At 71.8% G+C, this 22,191-nt stretch carries 19 protein-coding genes and 1 pseudogene; 6 read left to right on the forward strand and 14 right to left on the reverse strand.

The annotated features are described in order from the left end of the window. Positions 1-43: 43 nt before the first annotated feature. Positions 44-1,611 (reverse strand): annotated as a pseudogene (locus ACM26Y_RS17615) (HD domain-containing phosphohydrolase). A gap of 125 nt (positions 1,612-1,736) precedes the next feature. On the opposite strand from ACM26Y_RS17615, the gene ACM26Y_RS17620 reads away from it, so the two are divergent. Both ACM26Y_RS17620 and ACM26Y_RS17625 read left to right on the forward strand, forming a co-directional pair. Continuing rightward, positions 1,737-2,468 (forward strand): hypothetical protein, encoded by a 732-nt coding sequence (locus ACM26Y_RS17620; protein ID WP_416061480.1) that lies wholly within the window; start codon positions 1,737-1,739, stop codon positions 2,466-2,468. 54 nt (positions 2,469-2,522) lie between these two features. Further along, positions 2,523-2,951 carry a hypothetical protein gene (locus ACM26Y_RS17625; protein ID WP_416061481.1) on the forward strand — a complete coding sequence of 143 codons (429 nt, stop codon included), beginning with the start codon at positions 2,523-2,525 and terminating at the stop codon, positions 2,949-2,951. A gap of 57 nt (positions 2,952-3,008) precedes the next feature. Here the strand turns inward: ACM26Y_RS17625 and ACM26Y_RS17630 are convergent, their stop codons facing one another. Genes ACM26Y_RS17630 through mftA form a run of 7 tightly spaced genes read right to left on the reverse strand, consistent with a single transcriptional unit; the run spans position 3,009 to position 10,658 of the window. Beyond that, positions 3,009-4,973 carry a mycofactocin system FadH/OYE family oxidoreductase 2 gene (locus ACM26Y_RS17630; protein WP_416061482.1) on the reverse strand — a complete coding sequence of 655 codons (1,965 nt, stop codon included), beginning with the start codon at positions 4,971-4,973 and terminating at the stop codon, positions 3,009-3,011. Beyond that, positions 4,970-5,782, reverse strand: coding sequence for a mycofactocin-coupled SDR family oxidoreductase (locus tag ACM26Y_RS17635; protein WP_371383524.1), 813 nt, complete (start codon positions 5,780-5,782; stop codon positions 4,970-4,972). The genes ACM26Y_RS17630 and ACM26Y_RS17635 overlap by 4 nt, the downstream gene beginning before the upstream one ends. Positions 5,783-5,819: 37 nt before the next feature. Then, a complete protein-coding gene (locus ACM26Y_RS17640) occupies positions 5,820-7,718 on the reverse strand; it encodes a mycofactocin system FadH/OYE family oxidoreductase 1 (RefSeq protein WP_416061483.1) in 1,899 nt (632 codons plus the stop codon). 16 nt (positions 7,719-7,734) lie between these two features. Further along, positions 7,735-8,910 carry a pre-mycofactocin synthase MftD gene (gene mftD, locus ACM26Y_RS17645; RefSeq protein WP_416061484.1) on the reverse strand — a complete coding sequence of 392 codons (1,176 nt, stop codon included), beginning with the start codon at positions 8,908-8,910 and terminating at the stop codon, positions 7,735-7,737. A gap of 38 nt (positions 8,911-8,948) precedes the next feature. Then, positions 8,949-10,196: a mycofactocin radical SAM maturase gene (gene mftC / locus ACM26Y_RS17650; protein ID WP_003937691.1), complete on the reverse strand. Its 1,248-nt coding sequence runs from the start codon at positions 10,194-10,196 to the stop codon at positions 8,949-8,951. 46 nt (positions 10,197-10,242) lie between these two features. Then, positions 10,243-10,578 carry a mycofactocin biosynthesis chaperone MftB gene (gene mftB, locus ACM26Y_RS17655; protein WP_289378820.1) on the reverse strand — a complete coding sequence of 112 codons (336 nt, stop codon included), beginning with the start codon at positions 10,576-10,578 and terminating at the stop codon, positions 10,243-10,245. Next, positions 10,563-10,658, reverse strand: coding sequence for a mycofactocin precursor MftA (mftA, locus tag ACM26Y_RS17660; RefSeq protein WP_003937689.1), 96 nt, complete (start codon positions 10,656-10,658; stop codon positions 10,563-10,565). The genes mftB and mftA overlap by 16 nt, the downstream gene beginning before the upstream one ends. A 124-nt stretch (positions 10,659-10,782) precedes the next feature. On the opposite strand from mftA, the gene mftR reads away from it, so the two are divergent. Continuing rightward, positions 10,783-11,442 (forward strand): mycofactocin system transcriptional regulator, encoded by a 660-nt coding sequence (gene mftR / locus ACM26Y_RS17665; RefSeq protein WP_003937688.1) that lies wholly within the window; start codon positions 10,783-10,785, stop codon positions 11,440-11,442. Further along, positions 11,439-12,248, forward strand: coding sequence for a mycofactocin oligosaccharide methyltransferase MftM (gene mftM, locus ACM26Y_RS17670; protein WP_416061485.1), 810 nt, complete (start codon positions 11,439-11,441; stop codon positions 12,246-12,248). Before mftR ends, mftM begins: the two co-directional genes overlap by 4 nt. 97 nt (positions 12,249-12,345) lie before the next feature. On the opposite strand, the gene ACM26Y_RS17675 is transcribed toward mftM, so the two are convergent. Both ACM26Y_RS17675 and ACM26Y_RS17680 read right to left on the reverse strand, forming a co-directional pair. Beyond that, complete coding sequence (locus ACM26Y_RS17675; protein WP_289378825.1) at positions 12,346-13,980, reverse strand: ABC transporter permease; 1,635 nt, start codon at positions 13,978-13,980, stop codon at positions 12,346-12,348. Continuing rightward, a complete protein-coding gene (locus tag ACM26Y_RS17680; RefSeq protein WP_416061486.1) occupies positions 13,977-14,939 on the reverse strand; it encodes an ATP-binding cassette domain-containing protein in 963 nt (320 codons plus the stop codon). Before ACM26Y_RS17680 ends, ACM26Y_RS17675 begins: the two co-directional genes overlap by 4 nt. A gap of 156 nt (positions 14,940-15,095) precedes the next feature. Here ACM26Y_RS17680 and ACM26Y_RS17685 point away from each other — a divergent pair, with 156 nt between their 5' ends. Together ACM26Y_RS17685 and ACM26Y_RS17690 are read left to right on the forward strand one after the other, a co-directional pair. Then, complete coding sequence (locus ACM26Y_RS17685) at positions 15,096-16,313, forward strand: lipase family protein (protein ID WP_416061487.1); 1,218 nt, start codon at positions 15,096-15,098, stop codon at positions 16,311-16,313. Positions 16,314-16,598: 285 nt separating this feature from the next. Further along, positions 16,599-17,084 (forward strand): hypothetical protein, encoded by a 486-nt coding sequence (locus tag ACM26Y_RS17690; protein ID WP_416061488.1) that lies wholly within the window; start codon positions 16,599-16,601, stop codon positions 17,082-17,084. Between the two features lie 20 nt (positions 17,085-17,104). Here the strand turns inward: ACM26Y_RS17690 and ACM26Y_RS17695 are convergent, their stop codons facing one another. The 4 genes from ACM26Y_RS17695 to madC form a co-directional block, all read right to left on the reverse strand. Further along, a complete protein-coding gene (locus ACM26Y_RS17695) occupies positions 17,105-17,773 on the reverse strand; it encodes a MadR family response regulator transcription factor (RefSeq protein ID WP_003937682.1) in 669 nt (222 codons plus the stop codon). Beyond that, positions 17,770-19,209 (reverse strand): MadS family sensor histidine kinase, encoded by a 1,440-nt coding sequence (locus ACM26Y_RS17700; RefSeq protein WP_416061489.1) that lies wholly within the window; start codon positions 19,207-19,209, stop codon positions 17,770-17,772. The genes ACM26Y_RS17695 and ACM26Y_RS17700 overlap by 4 nt, the downstream gene beginning before the upstream one ends. Beyond that, positions 19,206-20,381, reverse strand: a complete 1,176-nt coding sequence (locus ACM26Y_RS17705) for an iron-containing alcohol dehydrogenase (protein ID WP_003937680.1) — start codon at positions 20,379-20,381, stop codon at positions 19,206-19,208. Before ACM26Y_RS17705 ends, ACM26Y_RS17700 begins: the two co-directional genes overlap by 4 nt. 245 nt (positions 20,382-20,626) lie before the next feature. Next, complete coding sequence (gene madC / locus ACM26Y_RS17710; RefSeq protein ID WP_416063702.1) at positions 20,627-22,135, reverse strand: MadC family VWA domain-containing protein; 1,509 nt, start codon at positions 22,133-22,135, stop codon at positions 20,627-20,629. Positions 22,136-22,191 lie beyond the last annotated feature (56 nt).

The following is a 22,191-nucleotide window of genomic DNA, read 5'->3' on the forward strand; positions in this document are numbered from 1 at the left end:
ACACCCGGCCGTGCACCGCTCGTAGCCTCCGTCCGTCCGCGGTTCACCACGCCAGTCCGAGGTCGACGGCGGCGAGACCGGCCCGCGTGCGGTTGTCCACCCCGAGCTTGGCGTAGACGCGCTCGACGTGGTTGCGGGCCGTCTTCTGCGCGATGCACAGCTCGTCGGCGATCTGCCGTTGGAGCGGCCGCGGGCGACCAGCCGCAGCACCTCCACCTCCCGGGCGGTCAGGCCGGCCGGCCAAGGCGCGCGTCGCACCTGCCGGTGCCCGGCCGCCGTCAGCACCGCCTCGACGGCCTCGGCGTCGAGGCGGCCACCGCGGGCCTCGCGCCGCAGACGCTCCGCCGCGTGCTCGGGGGTGAGCGCATCACGATGCGGCCGGGGTTCGCCGAAGCGCTGGTACGTCTCCGCCGCGCCGAGGAGCCGAGCGGCGACACTCAGGTCGCGGCCGCGGACGCCGTTGGGATATCCGGAGCCGTCGAGGCGTTCGCGGTGTGTGGTCGCGACGGTGACGACGTCCTCCATGCCGGTGACACGGCTGAGGATCCGCCCGGTCAGGTACGGGTACAGCCGGACCCGTTCCCATTCGGTGGCGGTGAGCGGGCCGGGCTTCTCCCAGATCCGGTTGGACACCCCCATTCGCCCGAGACCGTGCACGAGACCGGCCCGGTAGAGCACCGCGATGTCCGTCTCCGGCAGGCCGCGCAGGCGGGCCGCCGTCGCCGCCAGATCGGCCACCGACCGCGAATGACCGAGCAGGAAAGGCACTTTCAGGTCGACGAAGTCGGCCATCGCGCGCAGCAGCGCGTCGAGTTCGTCGCCGGCGAGGACGCACTCGCGGTCGGGTGCCCGACCCAGTGCCGCCGCCCATGCGTCCTGTTCGAGCAGATCGTGGGTGAACTCGTCCGCGCCCTCCCGGAACACCTGTGCCACCCGCGGACAGAACTGAGTCCCGCTGCGCGCCCGTGCGACCTCGACGGCCCGCCCCGGCCCGCCGGCCCGCAGATGGACCTCGCAGACCTCCGCCAGGTGCACGATGTGCATCTCGAGCGGGATGTCGTCGCCGCGCACTCCCGCGGGCAGGCCGGCGCCGTCCCATCGTTCGAACGCGAAGGCCAGGGCCGCACCGACCTGCCGGTCGAGGCCCACCCGGTCGGACAGCGCTCCCGCCGAGGCGCAGTGCGAACCGATCAGTTCGGCCATGCGGCGGCGGGCGGTCAGCAGGAACGCGGCGACCTCGAGTCCGCGACGCGGCCCGTCGGTCCCGCGCCCGACGTGGCTCGTCAGCATCCGCAGGAACGGCAGCCCCGTCATGTCGACCCCGTAGGTGTCGGCGCGGAGCGCGATGTCGTCGCCGAACAACTGCGCCAGTTCGTGCGAGTCGGCGTGGCATCCGATCCAGGCGACGAGGTTCGCGTAGTAGACGACGGCCTGCTGCCGGGCGTCCAGGCCCATGCGCTCGGCGATCCGTCCGGCCAGCACGGCGGAGCGGAGCATGTGTTCCATGGGCTGCCCCAGGCCCAGGTCGATCGCCAGGGACAGCGCTGCGAGCAACTCGGCACGCCGCGGCCCGTCCCGCGGCCCCGGAGACGACCCGCTCCTGCGCTGCACGGCCCCATTGTCCTCCGCTGCGGGAGCCGGGGCGCCCGGCGGGCAAAGATGAGGCATCGGCCCCATGCCTTCCGGACACGACGCCGCGCACGATCGGAACACGCGCAACGCCGAAGGAGGACGACATGAAGACCACACCGCAAGCAGCCGCCGAGGAGCCTCGCGCCCTGGCCCGGGTCGCCGGTGAGCGGTTCACCGGATACGCGGTGATCGGGGCACCGTTCGCCGGCGGGCACTGTCTGGCACTGCGCCGGTTCACCGCCGGGTCGGTGGGCCCGGCCTTCACCGCGGTCTGGCACCGCGCCCCGGACGGCCGGTGGACCATCTACAGCGATGCCGCGCCGGAGCACGGATGCGCCCGCTACCTCGGCGCCGCCCTCAGCCGGACGGTGCGCACCGACGTCGCCGCCGAATGGACCGACCCGTCCCGATTGCACATCACGGCGGGCGACGACGTCGTCTGGGACGTGCAGGTGACCTCGTCGCCGTCCACCGCCCTGGCGACCCTGGCCGGCCGGCTCCTGCCCGACCGGGCACGGCACAATCCCGCGGTCCTGGCCGGGGTGGCACGCGTCGCCGGCCCGGTCCTGGGCGCCGGCCGGATCCGCCTCACCGGCAACGTGCCGAACGGCCAGTGGTTCCGTGCCGCTCCGCGCCGGTTGTGGTCCGTCCGCACCCTCGCCGCGACGGTGCGTGGCGTCGACCTCGGTGCCGACGGGCCGCTGCCCGAACAGGAGCGGCTCGGCGATTTCCGCATCCCCCAGCGCGCCCTGTTCGCGACCGTCGACGCCTGGTTCGAACCGTTCGATCCCGAGCGGCACGCACCGGCGTGCCCGGGCGGTGCGCTCACCTGCTGACCCGCGCCGGCACTTGCGCGTGCGATGATCTTGTGGACCATCGAGGGGGTGCCATTGACTGAAAGCATCGTGCCGGGGACGAGTAGACGAACCGCACGGGGAGGGTCCGACGATCCCGTGTACGTGCCGCTGCGCAGCGTCTCCGGAGCGGCGACGACGCTGCAGGAGGCGGTGGCGCGACAGAGCGCTACGGACTACTACGAGGTTCGCGCGGCGATGGATGCGGAGTACTACTGGCGCGCCGTGGTGCAGACCTTCCAGATCGCCGACGAGTCGTTCCTGCACGCCTCCCGCGGCACCCAGGACGGTGCCGACATCTCCGCCCACGTGATGGCCCGGGCCGCGGACTGGGTGGCGAAGACGGAACTGGCCGTGGAGGGCACCCGGATGTACGGGGCCCTGGTCGCGTTCACGCAGGGCGTGGGCGACGGGTATGCGGCAGTCGAGTCCTGGGCCGAGGCCACCAAGCGCGCGAGCCGGTAGGCCGCTGCGCGGCCCGTGCGTGTTTCCGGTAGCGGTGGCTACCGGAAACACGCACGGCTAGAGGCGGGTCGCGGCGCGCTCACCCTCCACGATCGCGGCGTCCGCGCGTCGCGGGGTGACTGCGTCGCCGATCCGCACGACGTGGAAGGCACTGCCGCGCAGCGCCGTCCAGAGTTCGTCCACCGGATCCTGATGGGTGGCCACCACCACCGCAGCCACCGTGCGCCGGTGCGCGACGGCGGTCGGGTGGTGCCGCAGCGCGACGTCGAGCCGGCCGTCGCGTTCGTCGACGGCGGTGACGAGGGTGTCGGTCAGCTGTTCGATGCCGTGTGCGTGCGCCCGGCGGGTCCAGCCCTCCATGTCGAGGGTCAGCCCGAGGTCCTGGCCGACGATCATCCCGGCCGTGCAGACGGTGACCGCGGCGCCGCGTTCGGCGAGCAACTCCGCCACCGACGTCGCATGGTGGAAGCCCAGGTCGTCGACGACGAGGACGTCGCCGTGCGGAGACACCCGGCCGTCGAGCACGTCGCGGACGTCGACGACGAGGCCGGTGTCGCCGGCCCAGTCCGGTCGCCGCGGTCGCGCACCGGTCGCGACGACGACCGCGTCGGGACGCGCGTCGCGCACGACGGCGGCGTCGACGTGCACGCCGGTGCGCATCTCCACGCCCGCGCGCCGGCACTCGGCCTCGAGACTGCGGACCAGACCGGCCAGTTCGCCGCGGCCCGGCGCGGTCGCGGCCGTGCGGATCTGCCCGCCCAGCACGTCCGTGCTCTCGCAGAGGGTGACCCGGTGCCCGCGCTGCGCGGCGGTCGCGGCGGCGCGCAGCCCGGCCGGTCCGCCCCCGACGACGAGGACCCGCCGGCCGGGACGGCGGGGCTCGGGCAGCGGCTGCGCCTCGCGTCCGGCGCGGGGGTTGGCCACGCAGCCGATCCACCGCCCGAGGCCGACCCGGCCGATGCACTCCTGGTTGCAGGCCAGGCACGGGCGCACGTCGTCGCCGGCGAGGGCCTCGGCGGCGAAGTCGGGATCGGCGATCTGGCCGCGTACGACGCCGACGAGGTCGCAGCGCCCCTCGGCGAGCGCCGCCTCGGCCTGCGCCGGGGTCGTGAAGCGCCCGACGCCGACGACCGGCAGGCGCACCCGCCGCCGGATCGCGTCGGGCACGAACAGCGCGTAGCCGTGCGGCGTCGCCATGGAAGCCTCGATCAGGTGCAGCGTCTCGGTGGCCACACCGATCGAGGTGTTGACGTAGTCGACGTGCCCGCTGTCCTCGACCAGGGCGGCGAGGGCGACGGCGTCGTCGAGGGTGATCCCGCCGTCGGTGCCGTCGTGCCCGCTGAGCCGGACCCCCACGACCAGGGCGGGCCCGACCGCCGCGCGCAGCGCCTCGACGACCTCGAGCAGGAACCGGGCCCGGTTCCGGAGCGGGCCGCCGTACCGGTCGGTGCGGCGGTTGGTGCCGGGCGAGAGGAACTGCCGCACGATCGACGCCTGCGAGCACTGCAGTTCGACACCGTCGAACCCGCCGGCACGGCAGTGTTCGGCGACGCGGGCGTACCCGTCGACGAGCTCGCGGATCTCGTGCTCCTCGACGGCCTTGGGCACCTCCCGGAACAGCGGGTCGGGCACAGCGCTGGGGGCCCACAGGGGCAGGCCGGTGTACATGCCGGAGCCCTGGGCGCCGTTGTGGTTGAGCTGTGCGAGGATTCGCCCACCGTGGGCGTGTACGGCCTCGGTGATCCGCCGGTAGCCGGGCACCACGGCGGGGTCGTAGCCCCGGATGAGCTTCTCGTAGGGCCGGTCCGTCGGATGCACGGTGTGTTCCTCGGAGACGATCAGACCGGCACCGCCGCGCGCCCGCGCGGCGTAGTAGGCGGCGTGCTGTGCGGTCGGCAGGCCGTCGACGGCGAAGTTCGTCAGGTGCGCGGAGAACACCACCCGGTTGCGCAGCGTGACCGGGCCGAGCCGCAGCGGGGCGGCCAGCCGCGGGTACGGCCGGGCGGGGCGGGACTCGCTCACACCTTCGAGTTCCCCTGGTCGAGAGCCATCTGGCTGCCGGTGATCGTCTTGGCCCGGTCGCTCGCGAGGAACAGCACGGCCTCGGTGATGTCGTCGACGTCGGCGATCGGTTTCTCGGTGAGGATCGGCGCGAAGCTCGGCAACCAGTGCGGGTACTTCTCGAACAACTTCAGCGCACCCTGGTCGGTGCCCATCGGCGTGTTCACACCGTACGGGTGGATGGAGTTGACCCGGATGCGGTACTCGCCGAGTTCCTTGGCGGCGGTCTGGGTCAGGCCGACGAGACCGAACTTCGCCGCGGCGTAGTTGGCCTGGCCGGGCATGGCCTTCAGGCCCGCGACGGAGCTGACGACGATGATCGACCCCCCGTTGCCGGCCTCGATCATGGCGGGTGTGGCGGCCTTGAGGGTCTTGAAGACTCCGGTGAGGTTGATGTCGATCAGTTGTTCGAACTGTTCGTCGGGCATCTCCCAGAAGCGGTTCCAGTTGCAGATGCCGGCGTTGGCGACGACGACGTCGAGACGGCCGAACTGGGCGACGCCCTCGTCGACGACGGTCTGCAGGGCGGCGCTGTCGCGGACGTCGGCGATGCGGGCGTGGATCTTCGCGCCCTCGGCCTCGACGAGCTGGACGGTTTCGTGGAAGTCGGCTTCCGTGACCGGCGCGTACGAGTTGTACTCCGAGACGGGTCCGGCGATGTCGACGCCGATGATCGAGGCGCCCTCCCGCGCGAACCGGATCGCGTGGTTGCGGCCCTGGCCGCGCGCGATACCTGTGATGAACACGACCCTGCCGTCGAACTCGCCCATGTGCCGATCCTTCCGATCCCCAGCATTTTGGAACAGGTTACAGTTCGGATGCGAGTGCGTGCCCCTCACGTACCGCGTGGTGGACACTGCGCGGTGCGAGGCAGTCACCGATCCGCGCGAGCCCGGTGCGGTAGAGACTGTCCTCCGGCAGGCCCGGGGCGCAGTCGACGAGCAGCGCGCCCGCGACGTCGGTGCGCTGCCCGGTCAGCCGGTGCTCGAGTTCGACGGCGTCGGCACCGACCCGGCGCACGGTGACCCCCAGATGCCGGGTGACCCCTGCCCGCTGGAGCCGGGCGTTGGCCGCGACCAGGTCGCCCGTCGGCGCGAGCCGGGCACCGGCGATCGGGTCCGTCGTCGCATACGAGACGCTGTACCCCTGGGCGGCAAGTTGTTCCGCGATACCCACGGCGACGGGCCCGCCGACCGGGTCCCACACCACCACCGGCCGCACGGGGATGGGGCCACCGGCGAGCAGCCCTGCGGCGGTCACGACATGCCCGTCCTCCACGGGGTACTCGGGGGGCCGGTCGCGGCTGCCGGTCGCGAGCACGACCACCGTTCCCCGCGCGGCGGCCGCGTCGAGGTCCGCGGCGGCGACGGCGCTGCGGGTGTCGATCCGCACGCCGAGCGCGCGGCAGCGGACCTCGAGCCAGTCGACGAGCGCGGAGAGCGTGTCGCGTCCCGTGCCCACCGCCGCGGTGCGCAGCATCCCGCCCACGCGTCCGGCGCGTTCGACGAGGCGGACGCGGTGACCGCGTTCGGCCAGGACGCGGGCCGCCTCGAGCCCGGCCGGTCCCCCACCGACGACGAGGACGTCCCGCGCGACGGCCGCCGGAGGCTGCGGCGTACGGGTCTCGTGCCCGGCCTCCGCGTTGCCGATGCAGCCGACCCGGGGATTGCGGAAGTCGCGCACGAGGCAGGCCTGGTTGCACCGCACGCACGGTCGCGGGGCGCGCCCGTCGCGCACGGCGGCGACGAGGTCCGGATCGGCGATCTGCGCGCGGGTCATCTCCACCAGGTCGCACACCCCGTCGTCGAGGGCGCGCTGCGCGGCGTCGGGCTCGACGACGCTGCCCTGCAGTACGACGGGCACGGCTCCGCCCACGGCGGCGCGGACGGCGCCGCACAGCCCGGCGTTGAACCCGGCCGGGGTGTGGGCGTCGGGCCGGTACACACCGGGGGCGTAGAGCCCGCCGCGCACGACGGTGAGCAGATCCAACTGGGGGGCGAATACGGACGCGTGATCGGCGGCCTGCTCCGGTGTGATGCCGGCCCAGGGCGCCTCCTCGTCACAGCTCAGACGCAGCGCCAGGATCCGGTCGGGACCGAGTTCGGCGCGCACGGCCGCGATCACCTGCCGCAGCAGCAACGACCGGTCGGCGCCGTACCGGTCGGCGCGCCGGTTGGTCAGTCCCGAGAGGAACTGGCGCAGCAGCGAGGTCGGCCCGGCGTCCAGTTCGATTCCGTCGACGTCGGCCGCGACCGCGACGGCGGCGGCGGCGCGGAACCCTTCGATCAGCTCCCCGATCTCGTCGTCGCCGACCTCCATCGGCAGTTCGCGGCCGGCCGGATCGGCCACGCGCGACGGTGCCCACAGCGGAGCCTGCGTCCACGCACTCGACCCCTGCAGACCGGCGTGGCCGAGTCCGGCCAGCACGAGGGTGCCGTGGGGTCGGCACGCGGCGACGATCGACGCCCAGCCGGGGCCGCCCTCCGCGGCCAGGGGTGCCCGCTCGTAGGGCTGGTCGTGCGGGTGCACGGAGGCGACCTCGGTGACGAGCAGCCCGGCTCCGCCGCGGGCGCGACGTTCGTAGTACGCCACGTGCTCGGCGGAGAAGGCCCTTCCCGCACCGAGGTTGGTTTCGTGCGGTCCGAAGAGCACCCTGGCCGGCGCGTCGCGGCCGGCCAGGGTGATCGGTTCGGTGAGAGTGCCCATCGGCAGATGGGACCGCTCAGATTCCGAGGTCGCGCCGGAAGTTCGGCGGGACGACGACGTCGTCGGGGGTCAGCTCGTGGATCGACGTCTTGCCGAGTCCGATGAGCGCGGAGCCGATGCCCCCGGCGAGGATGTCGAGGACGTTCTCCACGCCCGCCTGCCCGTTGGCGGCCAGGCCCCACAGGTACGCGCGGCCGATCAGGACGGCCTTGGCGCCGAGCGCGAGGGCCTTGACGACGTCGCTGCCGCGCCGGATGCCGCCGTCGAGCAGCACCTCCACGTCCTTGCCGACCGCGTCGGCGATCGCCGGCAGTGCGCGGATCGGGGCCGGGGTGCCGTCGAGGTTGTTGCCGCCGTGGTTGGACACCGAGATCGCCGTGACGCCGGCGTCGACGGCGCGCTTGGCGTCGTCGACCCGCATCACGCCCTTGAGCATGAACGGCGCGTCGCCCCACTGCTCGCGCAGCCACGCGACGTCCTCCCACGTGGGCAACGGGGTGCCCATCCATTCGCCGTAGGCGCCGAAGAACGTCGGCGCGCTGCCACCGGGCGGGGTCAGGTTCGGGGTGGTCAGGTCCGGCACCTTGCCGGTCCTGGCCCAGTCGAGCAGCCAGCTCGGCCGCAGGAGGCCCTCGGGCGCGAACCGGAACATCGCCTTGAGGTCCATCTTCTCCGGAATGGCGGGGCTGCCCCAGTCCCGGCCGTTGGAGAACGACCAGTCCAGGGTCATGATCAGGCCCTTGGCGCCGGCGGCACGGGCGCGCTCCATCCGCTGGACGAGCACGTCGCGGCTGCCCACCCAGTACATCTGGAAGAAGGTCTTGTCGTTGGCGGCGGCGACCTCCTCGATGGACTTGCTCGCGAACGAGCTCAGGCCCATCGCGACCCCGCGTGCCGCGGCGGCACGGGCGACGGCGACCTCGCCGTCGGGGTGCACCGCCTGCACCCCGGTCGGGGAAATCAGCACGGGCATCCCGACGTCCTGACCCATGACGTGGGTGCCCATCTCGCGCTTGTCGGACAGGCCCGCGACGTGCGGGGCGAAGCCGAGTTCGCCGAACGCGGCCATGTTGTCCTCGACGGTGATGCCCTTCTCGGAGCCGGCCACGAGGGCGCCGTAGACGGACTTGGGGAGCTTCTTCTTCGCGCGTTGCTGCGCGACCGCAACGGTTTCGAACCAGTCGTTGCCCATGGGGAAATCTGCCTCTCGTACTGCTGGGAAGACGCCGGCTACTGCATACCGGCGAGCGGGTTCTCGTCGCACGCCCGCGACGGCGGACGCACCATCAGCTCCAGGGGGACGGGGGCGCGCGGGGTGCGGCGCTCACCGGTGCGGGAGTGGTCGACGCTGGACTTGGGCACGGTGCGGTCGGCGCTGAGCGCGGATTCGCCGTAACCCTGGACGCATTCGGGGTCCGGTCCGTCCATCGGCAGACCGGTGAAGAACTTGGCGGCCATGCAGCCGCCGCGGCACGAATCGTAGAACGTGCACTTGCTGCACGCACCGCCGGTCTGCGGGGAGCGCAGCTCGGTGAACAGTTCAGAATGCTGCCACACCTGCTGGAATCCGCCGTCGGACAGGATGTTTCCGGCGAGGAACTTGTCGTGGATCGCGAACGGGCAGGCGTAGACGTCGCCGACCGGGTCGATCAGGCACACCACCCGGCCCGCGCCGCACAGGTTCAGCCCCGGCAGTGCGCCGGCACCGTCGGCGCCGCCGAACGCGGACAGGTGGAAGAACGAGTCGCCGGTGAGCACGCCCTCGCCGTGGGCGACGAGCCAGTTGTAGAGCTGGCGTTGCTGCTCGTGGGTGGGATGCAGGTCGTCCCACACGTCCACGGCGCGGCCGGACGGGCGCAGCCGGGTGATGCGCAGGGTGGCGCCGTACCGGTCGGCCAGGGCCTTGAATTCGTCGAGCTGGTCGACGTTGTGGCGGGTGACGACGACGGAGATCTTTGCGTCGCGGAAGCCCGCCTCGGCGAGATTCTCGAGGGCCCGCACGGCCATCGCGAACGAACCGGGGCCGCGCACGGCGTCGTTGACCTCGGCGGTGGCGCCGTCGAGGGAGATCTGCACGTCGACGTAGTCCGAGGCCGCCAGCCGTGCGGCAACCTTCTTGTCGATCTTGACGCCGTTGGTGGAGAACTTCACGCCCACCTGGTGTTCGGTGGCGTAGTCGACGAGCTCCCAGAAGTCCGAGCGCACGGTCGGCTCACCGCCGCCGATGTTGACGTAGAACACCTGCATGCGCTGCAGCTCGTCGATGACGGCCTTGCACTGTTCGGTGGTCAGCTCACGCGGGTCACGCCGACCGGACGAGGACAGGCAATGCACGCACGACAGGTTGCAGGCGTAGGTCAGCTCCCACGTCAGGCAGATGGGGGCGTCGAGGCCCTTCTCGAACTGGTCGACCAGGCGGCCGACCTTCGGTGGTGCGGAAGCGTCTCGTACTGCGGCGGATTCGAGCACTGAGGTCATGGGCTGCGTCCTCGTCGGTGGCGGGCGGAAGGTGTGCGGGCGGGGTCTAGGCCGGCACGATCATGTGGGAGTCGGCCAGCGTGGCCAGCGCACGCAGGTACGGACGCTGCGCGGGCTCGTCGATTCCGTGGGCAGCGAGCGCGGCCCGCACGGACGGATGCTGATCGAGGGTTTCGACAACCTGGACGATCGTGGTGTTCTTCAGGAACGAGAGCTTGCGGGTCCCGAAGTGGTAGAGCAACGCCCCGAACGGCTCGGGGCGAAGCGCTACCTGCGGGTGCAGCCTCCACGTCGTATCCGGGTCGAACCCTGCCGAGTCGTGCTCGGTCGAGTCGATCACGGTGGCGGCGGCGTCGGCGGGCACGATCAGTACACGCCGCACATGCCGTCGATGGAGACCTCTTCCACGAGGGACTCCTCGACCAGGTCGGACTCGACGACGCTGTTGTCACGATCGGACATGAAATTCCTCCTCGGATGGGGACTCCACGGTCGGAGTCGGTCGCCACAGGCCTGTTGCGCTGTGACTCGGTTCACCACTGTAATGGCATCGAGTGCAGAATGTCACCCATGGAAGGCTCACACCATGCGTAGCCGCCGGAAACCGTCCGCTCGGATAGGTCGTCGCCCCTCCACTTCGAGGGAGGGCCTCAGTGCAATCGGAATCGAACTGTTCCGCACCCAGGGGTTCGACGAGACCAGCGTCGACCAGATCGCGGAGGCCGCGGGGATCGCCCGGCGCACCTTCTTCCGATACTTCCCGTCCAAGAACGCCGTGCCGTGGGGCGACTTCGACGCGCACCTCGAGCAGATGCGCGCCCACCTCGACGCCCTGCCGCCCGAGGTACCCCTGGCCGAGGCGCTGACCTCGGCGTTGCTGCACTTCAACACCTTTCCCGCTTCGGAGGCGACGTTGCACCGCGACCGCATGGACCTGATCCTGCGGGTGCCGGCGCTGCAGGCGTACTCGGTGGTGATGTACGAGGGTTGGCGCCGCGTGATCGCGGAGTACGTCGCGCACCGCATCGGGGGCTCCGCGGAGGACCACTATCCGCGCACCGTGGGCTATCTCGTCCTCGGCGTCGCGATGGCGGCGTACGAGCAGTGGCTCGCCGACGACTCCCTCGCCCTGCCCGACCTCTTGTCGGCCGGCATGCGCGCCCTCTACAGTGGCCTCGACGCGGCTGCGCCGTCCACCACCGGCCCCGACGTCCCTACCTCCTCGAAAAAGGCTGCGCTGCAATGACTGTGCTCGATTCCCTCGCCCCCTGCCCGGTCGGCCGATGGTCGCACGCCCACGTCACGGTGGAACGGGTGCCCTCGGGCCCGATCTCGCTGCGGCGCGACGCAGGACGACTGCACGTCACGCATTCCCTCGGACCGGAGAACCTCAGCGAACGCCTCGTCGCCGACGTCACCGCCTCGATCGCCGGCAGCGACCTCGGCCGGGAGGAGTTCGAGCTGACGATGGTCGGGCTGGTGCGCTCCACCGTGCCGGGTGCCCTCGATTCGTGGGTCACCTACTACCGCAACTCGCTGGCCGAACTGCTCGACGGCACAGCCGAGTTCGCGCCGATCCACGACAAGGCCGCCGAACTCGTCCGTGGCCGCGTCCTCGATCTCGGGTCCTGCTTCGGGTTCCTGCCCCTGCGCCTGGCCCGCGCCGGGGTCGCCGTGACCGCCACCGACATCCTGCCCGGCACCATGACCCTGCTCGACGCGGTCGCGCCCCGTCTCGACCTCGCGGTGGACACCCTCGTGTGCGACGCGGCCCACGTCCCCGTCCCCGACGACAGCGCCGACACCGTCACCGCGATCCACCTGCTCGAGCACGTCGACGCGGCCACCGGTGCGGCGGTCGTCGCCGAGGCGCTGCGAATCGCCCGGGAACGCGTGGTGATCGCTGTGCCGTTCGAGGACGAAGCCACGGCCTGCCACGGTCACGTGCGCACGTTCGACCTGCCCGCCCTGCACGCCCTCGGCGAGTCGACCGGCCGCACCTTCGAGGCCTTCGAGCACCACGGCGGCTGGCTCGTGCTCGACGCGCGGTAACCGAACCCCCTTGTGACCGAACCCCCTTGTGACCGAATGTCACATCGCGTCGGTCACATCGACGCGATGTGACATTCGGCCGCGCGCCCGGCGCGGGTCACTGGACGACGAGATCGCGACGGCGCAGCGCGCCGATCCCCGCCGTCATGGTGAGCACCGCGAGAACCAGCAGCACCAGCAACGGCAGCACTCGCACCTCCGCGGCCGGCACCGGGGGCACGTGGACGAACGGCGACAGGTCCAGCACAGCCTGCGGCAGGTCCAGCAGGATGCCGAGCTGCCCGATGAGCAACCACACGGCGAACACGCCCCACGCGACGCTCGCGGCGCGACGCGGCACCACACCCACGCACAACACCGCCATCGCCTCCACCAGGAGAACAGCCGGGACGAAGGCCAGTGACGCCGGCAGCAGGTTGCCGAGTGATCCGGTGACGTCGCCGACCGTCAGGCCGTAGGAGACCGCCAGCGTGACGCCCGTGGCGATCTGCAGCACGATCACCCCGATCGTCACCACGCCAATGTGTGCGAGCATCCACGGCACCCGGCCGAGGGCGGTCGAGAGCAGCGGCTCGACCCGCCCGGACGTCTCCTCCCCGTGCGTCCGCAGCACGGCTTGCACCGCGTACCCACTGCCGACCAGCGCCATCATCAGGAAGATCATCGCGAAATACGCGTCGGTGAGGCCCTGCGCCCCGCCGCCGAGCTGCTTCATCATGTCGGCGACGGCGCCCCCCTCGTCGAGGAAGTTGTTCATCTCGTTCGCGACGCTGCCGTACGTCGCGGCGAGAACGACGATGCCGAGCGCCCACCACATCAACGTCGTGCGCTGTATCCGCCACGCGAAGCCCCACGCGGTGGGCAGCCACGACGCCGCCCGGTCCGGCCCCGGCCGCGGTTGCACCAGCCCGGCGCCGTGATCGCGCCGCCCGGTCAGCTCGTACGCGGTCCACGTCGCCGCGACCGTGAAGACCGCGAACAACACCAGGACCCACCAGGCGTCCTCGTCGAACGGCCGGATCTGCTGCGCCCAGCCGATCGGCGAGAGCCACGAGACCCACATGCTCGTGACGCTGACCCCGCCGGGGTCGACGGTGGCGGCGCTGTCGCCGACGGCACGCAGCAGGAACGCGACCCCCAGCGCCGCGCCGGCCAGTCCGTTCGCGGCCCGGGCCCCCTCGGCGACCTGCGCACTCACCGCCGCGACCGACGCGAACGCGATCCCGGCTGCCGCCGTCGCCACCGCAAGAGCGACAGATCCGGACAGCGGCAGTCCGAAACCCAGGGAGACGACGGTGAGCAGCAGCGCGAGTGCGACATTCGCCGCCGTGGCCACGATCAGGGCCGCGGTGAGCAGGGCACGCCGGCCGACGACACTGGCGCCGACCAGTTCCGCGCGGCCGGTCTCCTCGTTCTGCCGGGTGTGCCGGACCACGGCCATCGTGCTCATCAGGCCCGCCGCCAGGGCCAGGAACAGCAGTGTCTGCGCCGCGACGACCGCGCCGAGACTGTCCCCCGAGACCAGGCCGTTGGTGGCCAGCACCACGGGGGACACTGCGGAGCTGACGGCGATGAGGTGCAGGTCCTCCTGTGTCGGATAGAGCCCCTTCAGGCTCGACACCGAGATCGCGTACACGATCGTGATCGTCACCAGCCACACCGGCAGCTGCACGCGGTCGCGGCGGGCTGCCAGACGCACCAGCCGGCCGGTACCGACGAATGCGGCATTCATGCGCTGTCCCCGTCGCCGACGGCCGGCCGGCCGTGCGCGAGGTGCTCGCCGGGGACGTGGATGTGCTCGCCCGGCAGGTCGTCCCCGTAGTGCCGCAGGAACAGTTCCTCGAGGGTGGGCGGGGTACTGGTGAGCGACGTGATGCCGAAGTCGAGCAGCTCGCGCAGCACCGCGTCCATCCGGGCCGTGTCCACCTCGCACCGCACCCGCAGGCCGTCGACCTGCAGGTCGTGCACACCGGGCACCGTCTCGAGCCCGGCCACGGGACGCACGGTGTCGGCCACCACGGACGTGCGGGTCAGGTGCCGCAGTTCGGTCAGCGTGCCGGACTCGACCGTGCGGCCCTGCCGGATGATGGTCACCCGGTCGCACAGCGCTTCGACCTCGGCGAGGACGTGGCTCGAGAGCAGCACCGAGCTCCCGTCGGCGACGACCTCGCGGACGCAGTCCCGGAACACCTCGTCCTTGAGCGGGTCCAGGCCGGAGGTCGGCTCGTCGAAGAGGAACAACTCCACGTCCGAGGCGAGCGCGGCGACGATCGCGACCTTCTGCCGGTTGCCCTTCGAGTACGTGCGGGCCTTCTTGGTCGGATCGAGTTCGAAGCGTTCGAGCAGTTCGGCGCGGCGGCGTTCGTCGATGCCGCCGCGCAGACCGGCGAGCAGGTCGATCGCCTCCCCGCCGGTGAGGTTGGGCCACAGGTTGACCTCGCCGGGTACGTACGCGAGCCGCCGGTGCAGGTCCACCGCGTTGCGCCACGGGTCGCCCCCGAGCAGCTCGACCCGGCCGGAGTCCGCACGCAGCAGCCCGAGCAGAATGCGGATGGTGGTGGACTTGCCGGATCCGTTCGGGCCGAGGAATCCGTGCACCTCGCCTCGGCGGAGCTCGAGATCGAGACCGTCGAGAGCACGGGTGGTTCCGAACGACTTGACGAGCTTTTCCACGGAGATCGCCGTCGACATGGTGCCGAGGCTACGCCCAATCGGGGGTCCGTGCGGTGACGATTTGCGCAACACGCGGGGTCGGGTGAACCCTCGCAAATCGGTCGTTTAGGCTTCGCCCGGATCGCTGGTTTTCGAGGAACGGCACCGGTCGGTGCGCTGGAGAGGTGGGGGGACGTGGCCGCACGGTTCGGTCGGGGAATCCGCAATGCGCTGATCGGCGCCGCGGCGGTGTGCGCCACGGTCGCCGCCACGGGAACCGCGGGCGCCGCGCCCGTGTATCCGGTGCCGCCGGCCGACCCGTTCTACCGCGCGGCCGCCGACGTCGCCGTCGCCCCGGCCGGCGATGCACTCGAGGTGCGGCGCGTGCCCGCACCGCCCGGCATCGTCGACGTCGAGGCGTGGCAGGTCCGCTTCCGGTCGACGGATTCGACCGGCCGTCCGATCCCTGCGGTGACGACGGTTCTCGCCCCCGCCGGCAAGGCTCCGGACGGTCCGCTGCTGTCGTTCCAGCACGTCATCAACGCCCTCGGCACGCACTGCGCACCGTCGCAGACGCTGTGGACGAGCGACCCGGATCTCGCCGTGCGGGAGGCGCCGGCCCTCAACGTGGTGCTCCGGCGGGGCTGGACGGTCGCGATCCCGGACCATCTCGGGCCGAACAGCGCCTACGGCGCGGCTCGCCTCGGCGGACAGATCACCCTCGACGGCATCCGCGCGGTGCAGCAGGTACCCGAGCTGCAGCTCGCCCACAGCCCGGTTGCGCTGGCGGGGTACTCCGGCGGCGGGATGGCCACCGGGTGGGCCGCGGCACTGGCTCCGACCTACGCCCCCGACCTGAACCTGGTGGGTGCGGCGATGGGCGGGGTGCCGATGAACATCCGCAAGATGGCCGAGGCTCTCGGCGAGAACCCGCACCCCGCCTTCGGTCTGGCGTTCGCGGCCGCGCTGGGCCTCGAACGCGAGTACCCCGAACGGATGCGGATCAGCGCGGACCTGACCCCCGCGGGTGTGGCGATGCGCGACGCCCTGGCCAACGCCTGTACCAACGACATCCTCGCGCGCGGTGCCGGCGGCAGCCTGCGGCAGGTGAGCACCAATGCCCACCTGGCCGACGATGCCGACGCGGTCGCCGTCGCGGAGGAGAACAGCCTCGAGCTGTACCCGGGCGTGCCGACCGTGCCCGTGTTCGAATGGCACAGTCCCACCGACGCACTCATCCCGGTGGACTCCATCGACGCCACGCTCGACCGCTACTGCGCCGCGGGCGCGCCGGTGCGCCGGGTCGAGACCCCCAGCCCCGACCACATGTCGGCGGCGGTGCTCGGCCTGCCGGACGCGTTCGAGTTCCTCGGCGAGCGTTTCGACGGAGCACCGGTCACCGGAACCTGCTGACCCGTCCACGTCCACCGGACCCGAACGGATCGGCGGGCGCCTCGACGGAGTCGCCTGCACAGCCGCGTAGCTGCGCGTACATGCAGTATCGGGTCGCTGATCGGCGGACAGCGCTACTGCTTCCGGGTACTCGGTCGTGCTCGGAGCGGGTCCGTCCTCGGTCGGGTAACGCACCCGCGCAACGAGTGCGGCGCCGACAGAGCTGGAACCTCCGAAGATCGTGCCGAACGGTCGCTTTTCCGGCAGGATCACGTGGGAGACGCTCGTTCGACCGGAAGGACACCGATGCGATCGATTACCCGTGCCGCGCTCACAGCAGTGGCCGTCATTCCCTCGTTCCTGGCTGCCCCCGCCTTCGCGTCGGCGGCCGACGCCGGCGAGGTCGCCTTCGCCTTCACCGTCAGCGGATCGACCGTGACGAACACGATCACCAACGACTCGGGCACGCCCCTGGACTGCATGACCGGGCTCGCCCCGGCTCCTGGCGGGGTACTGCCGCCGGTCGCCGAGGTGATCGCCAACGGTCAGACCTTGGGCACGTCGGGCCGGGTACAGCCGGGTGTGACCACCCAGACCGTGACCGAGATCCCCGACGGCACCTATGTCGTCCTCGCCTCGTGCTCGACGGACGGCCTGGCCACCATGTGGGTTTCGGACTACCCCGGCATCGCAGACCATCTGGCGCCCATGCCGGTCACCGCCTACCCGGTCCAGCAGGCCTCCCCCGTCGTCACCGTGCCAGCAACCCTGCCGGCGTTCGGCAGCAGCTGACCCACGGCGTCGCCGCCGCGCTAGATCAAGCCGCGCTTGCTTGCCGCGTACACGGCCTCGGCGCGGCGGCTCACGCTCAGTTTGCGCATGATGTTGCTCACGTGGAACTTCACCGTGGTACCCGAGATGAAAAGGCGCTCACCGATCTTGGCGTTGGACAAGCCTGCTGCGAGCAGCCGCAGCACCTCGAGTTCGCGCTCGGTGAGTTGTTCCTGCGGCGTGGTCTGCCCGTTGAGGGAACGCACCACCGCCGCGGCGCTGCGCGAGTCGAAGGCACTCTCGCCGCGCGACACCGCGCGGATCGCGCGCACCAGCTCGGTCGTGTCGACGTCCTTCACGACGTACCCGCGTGCCCCGGCGTGCACGGCACGCACGACCAGCTGCTCGTCGAGGAACGTGGTGAGCACGAGCAGGCCCAGCCCCGGGTGGGCGGCCGACAGCTGCCCGCACAACGTCAGTCCCTCGTAGTCCGACCCGGCGGAGAGCTTCAGGTCCATCAGGACGATGTCGGGCCGGACCCGGCCCACGAGGGTGAGCGCCTCGGCCTCGTGCGAGGCCTCTCCGACCACCTCGAGGTCCGGCTCCCGCTCGAGGATCGAGCGCAGACCCTGGCGCAGGATCGCGTGGTCGTCGACGAGGACGATGCGGACCGTGCGATTCACCGTCCCGGCTGGGGTTGCCACGTTCATCGCTGTGCTCCTGTCCGCGCCGCGTGTACCGGCGCCGCACTGTTCCCGCTGGTTCCGGTCGTCTCGTCGGCGTCCCGCTCCGCGTCGACGGCCGGTTCGGGCACCGGGATGCGCACCGCCACCCGGACCCCGCCGATGCGGGCGCGACGCACCTCGAGAGTGCCACCGAGCTCGTGTGCGCGGGCCTGCATGTTGGCCAGCCCGCGATGGCGGCCGTCCCAGTCGTTGTCCGCGGCGAGGCGCAGCATCAGCCGCATCCGCGCCGGATCCCCGTCCCCGTCGTCGGCGACCGACAACAGCACCGAGTCCGGCCGGTACGTCAGCCGCAGCACCACGCGCCGGGCATTGGCGTGCACCGCGGCGTTGAACAGCGCCTCCCCCGCGATGCGCAGCAGCGAATGCTCGGCCTCGCCCGGCAGTTCGACCGGCGGGCCGCCCACCCGGACCGTGATGTCGAGTTCGCCCGGCGTGTGCGCGCCGCAGAGCTGCTCGAGCATCTCCGGCAGCGACGTGCGATCCGAGTCGGACGGGTGGTTGAGCGCGTAGATCGCCGAGCGCAGCTGTTCGACCGCGCGCCGGGTGAGCTCCTTGGCCAGGTCGAGCCGCTCGCCGCGCTCGGTGTCGGGAATGTCGCTGCGGCACACCTCGATCTGCATGCCGGCCGACAGCACGGCCTGCGTGACGCTGTCGTGCAGCTCCCGCGCGATGCGGTGACGTTCCTCGTCGAGCGCCTGGTGCCGGTGCGCGGCACCGAGCTGCCGTTGGGTCAATTCCAGCTGGTGCAACGTCGCCTCGAGTTCGGCGTTGCGGGCCTGCAGATCCGCCGCCGCGCGATTCGCCTCCTGGTATGCCTGCTCGGCTCGTCCGAGCAGCAGCTGGCCCCGCTGGTAGAGCGCGGAATTCTGCAGAGCCACGGCGGTCTGGCTGGCGAGGATCGACAGCACGGCGTGGTCGGTGCCGTCGATGGTGCGGTGTTCGGGTGTCCACGCGGCGATCGCGCCTGCCACCCCGCCGTCGAGGACGATGGGGACGAAGGCGTGATGGGTGTCGACGGTGGCGTCCCGGCCGATCGACCCCGACCGGATGTCTTCGAGGCAGCGCACCACGTCGTCGGGCAGCGGTGGACCTTCGACGTTGTCGACGAGGAACGGGGTGGCATCGGGTCCGAGGACCAGCCGGCGCGGCCCTGCGTCGGGCAGGGTTCGGTCGGTCAGGGCGAAGACCACCCAGCGGGCGCTCAGGTGGGCACGCGCGGCCTCGGCCACGGCGCAGATCAGGGTTTCGGGACCCTCGACGGTGCGCACCAGGGCACGCGAGATCAGCTCGAGCGCGTGGACGACCCGCTCGAGACGTTCGGCGGCTCCGCGGTACTGGGGATAGAACGTGGGTTTGCCGGAACGCAGGCCGGTCAGTCGCGACAGGTCGGGAGCGGTCACAATGCCGCCCGGAACAGCGCGACCATCTGCTCGTGCGTCGCTTCGCGGGGGTTGGTGGACATGCACGCGTCGCGTAGCGCGCCCGCGGCCAGACGTTCGAGGTCGGTCGCCTGCACTCCGAGTTCCCGCAGTCCGCGCGGCACTCCGACTTCGCGGGCGAGCCGTTCGACCCGGTCTGCGACGGCGAGTGCGGCTTCCACGGCGGGACCGCGGTGCTCGTCGAGCCCGAGAGCCCGGGCGATCGCGACAAACGGCTCGGGATCGGAGGCGGCGTTGAACCGGATGACGTGCGGGAGGAGCACTCCGTTGATGACGCCGTGCGGCAGGTCCAGCAGCCCGCCGACCTGGTGGCTCATCGCGTGCGCGGCACCGAGGATCGCGTTGGTGAACGCCAGCCCGGCCTCGAGGCTGGCCTGGGCCATGATCGATCGGGCCGCCATCTCCCGGGGGTCTTCGATCGTGCGTACCAGCGTGTCGGTGACGAGACCGACCGCGCGCAGGGCGTGGTGGTCGGTGAGCGGGTTGTGGGCGCGGGAGACGAACGCCTCCACGCCGTGGGTGAGCGCGTCCAGCCCGGTGGCCGCATTCAGTTCGTCCGGCATGGTGGTCAGCAGCCGCGGGTCGATCACGGTCAGGTCCGGGACCAGCGAACGACCGATGATGGTGATCTTGGTGCCCCGGACGGTGTCGGTGACGACGCAGAACTGGGAGACGTCGGCGCCCGTGCCCGAGGTCGAGGGCACCACCACCATCGGTGGGATCGGAACGGCCGCCCGGTCCACGCCTTCGTAGTCGAGGATGCTGCCGCCGTTGGCGGCGAGCACCGCGATGCCCTTGGCGGCGTCGATCACCGAGCCGCCACCGAGCGCGACGAGCACGTCGCAGCCGTGCACACGGTACGTCTCGTGCCCGGCGGTGACCTCGTGGTCCTTGGGGTTGGGGGTGAGATCACCCCACACGATCGGCGTGAGGCCCTGCTCGACGAGATGGCCGTGCAGCTCGTCGACCCAGCCGGCCTCGATCAGCCCCGGGTCGGTGACCAGCAGGGGCCGGACCGCGCCGAGCCGAACCGCCGCGTGCGCCGCTTCGACCAGCGATCCGACCCCGAACACGATCTCCGGGGCATGGAACTTGGCCAGCGTCGTCGCGGTGTGCTCCGATGCGACGGCCACTGCGCACTCCTGACGATCCCGATTGCTGTGATCCAGCTTACGTGGCTTCCGAGCCTAGCCCCTACCCGACGGCGTGGCACCGGGCCGAACGGCAGGTGCGGTACCTGCCCGTTCGGGCAGGTACCGCCGGTCCACCGCGGGCCGGCCATCGGCCGAGAACACCCGCTCGGCCCCCGGCTCTCCGCTGATCCGACAGGAGCAGCGGATGACCGGCCGGGCCGCGGCTGCGCGACCCCGTCTCCCGCTCACCGCAGGGCGTGCCCGAGTTCCGCCGCCCGCGACAGCAGCTGGGCGGCGTCCCGGGCGACGACGACGCGATCGCACTCCTGGGCGTACTCGGGCATCGCGCACGTCGCCTGGGCCCAGTAGCGCTGCGGTTCCGGGGTGATCCAGGCGAGCCGGTGCACGCGACGACGAAGGTCGGCGAGCCGGTCGGCGCGGGCGGGCAGACCGTTGCAGCGGCCGTCGCCGACGACGAGCACACTCGTGCGCGAGTCGACGATGCCGGCGTGCTCGGCGAGCAGTTCGTCGAGCACCCGTCCGTAGTCGCTGCTCGCCTCGAGGTCGAGGCCGGGATGCGCCAGCACGGCCGCGAGGGCGCCGTCGCCCGTGGCGGCCAGCAGTTCCCGCGTCACGTCGACGGGCCGGTCGACGAACGCCAGGACGCGGCAGCGGTGGGCACGGCCGTGCATGGCCTGCGCCAGGCGGAGGGTGAACGCAGTGATCGGGCGCACCGACAGGGATACGTCGGCGAGGATGAGCAACCGGAGCCGGTCGGGACGCGGGGCGCGCACGATCAGGTGGAACGGCACACCTTCGGTGCGCATCCCGGCACGCGCCGTGCGACGCATGTCGAGGCGGCCACGGGTCAGCTCGCGCGGCACCGGCCGCGCCGGGCCGCGCATGCGGCGCAGCACCTCGTGGCACGCCAGTTCGATCTCGGCTCGGGACGCGACGTCGCCGGCGGTGGCGGGGGCGTCGGGCTCGCCGTCCGGCAACGGGCCGCCGAGCCCGGCCTGCGACAGTGCCGCGACGAACGCCTCGACGGCCTCGACGAGCCGGTTCAGTTGTGCCGCGCTGAGTGGCTCGTCGGCGTGGTCGTCGCCGTAGGCACGGCGCGGGTCGTAGGCGTCGAGCCACGCGAGGATGGATTCGGGATCGTCCCATGACAGCGACCCGACGACGGCGGCACCCGGATTCGCGGCCAGCTCGCCCACCGCTGCGGCTCCGGCCCGATCCACGTCGACGGTGTAGGTGACCCCGCGCCGTCCCGAGTCGGCGCCCGTGTCGACCGACAGCGCCGCGTCGGACGAGGTCATCGAGACGTCGTCGTCGTCCTTGTGGGGATTGAAGCCCTTGTCCGCCTCCGGGGTGTCGAAGTGGTCGCCGACCTCCGCGGCGCGCTCGTTGTACTCGGCGTAGCGCGCGACCTGCGGATCGTCGTCGAGCTCGAGCGCGGTCGGCAGGGACTCGGCGAATTGTGCTCGCGGCGAGGACTTCCCGTCTGCCGCACCGACGCTGTCCGCCGCGGCGAACAGCGCGTCGAAGGCGCGGTCGAAACCGGCCTGCTCGTGCGGGTACTTCGCGCACACCGCACGCAGGCAGGCTCGCAGCACATCGCGGTCGCGGGCACCGACGAGTCCGAGCACGCGGCGGACCTCGATGGTCTCGGCGGGCGAGGCGGAGACCCCGTGCCGTCGCAGCAGGCGGCCGAAGACGGCGGCCACCACGTCGAGGGGGTACGACGGGTGCATCGCCGCGAGCGGCGTGACGGACTTCGCCGCGAGCGGCGTGACGGATTTTGCCGCGA

Origin of the sequence: Rhodococcus indonesiensis (assembly GCF_047782815.1) — a bacterium.
In the GTDB taxonomy this organism is placed as follows: Bacteria; Actinomycetota; Actinomycetes; order Mycobacteriales; family Mycobacteriaceae; genus Rhodococcus; species Rhodococcus indonesiensis.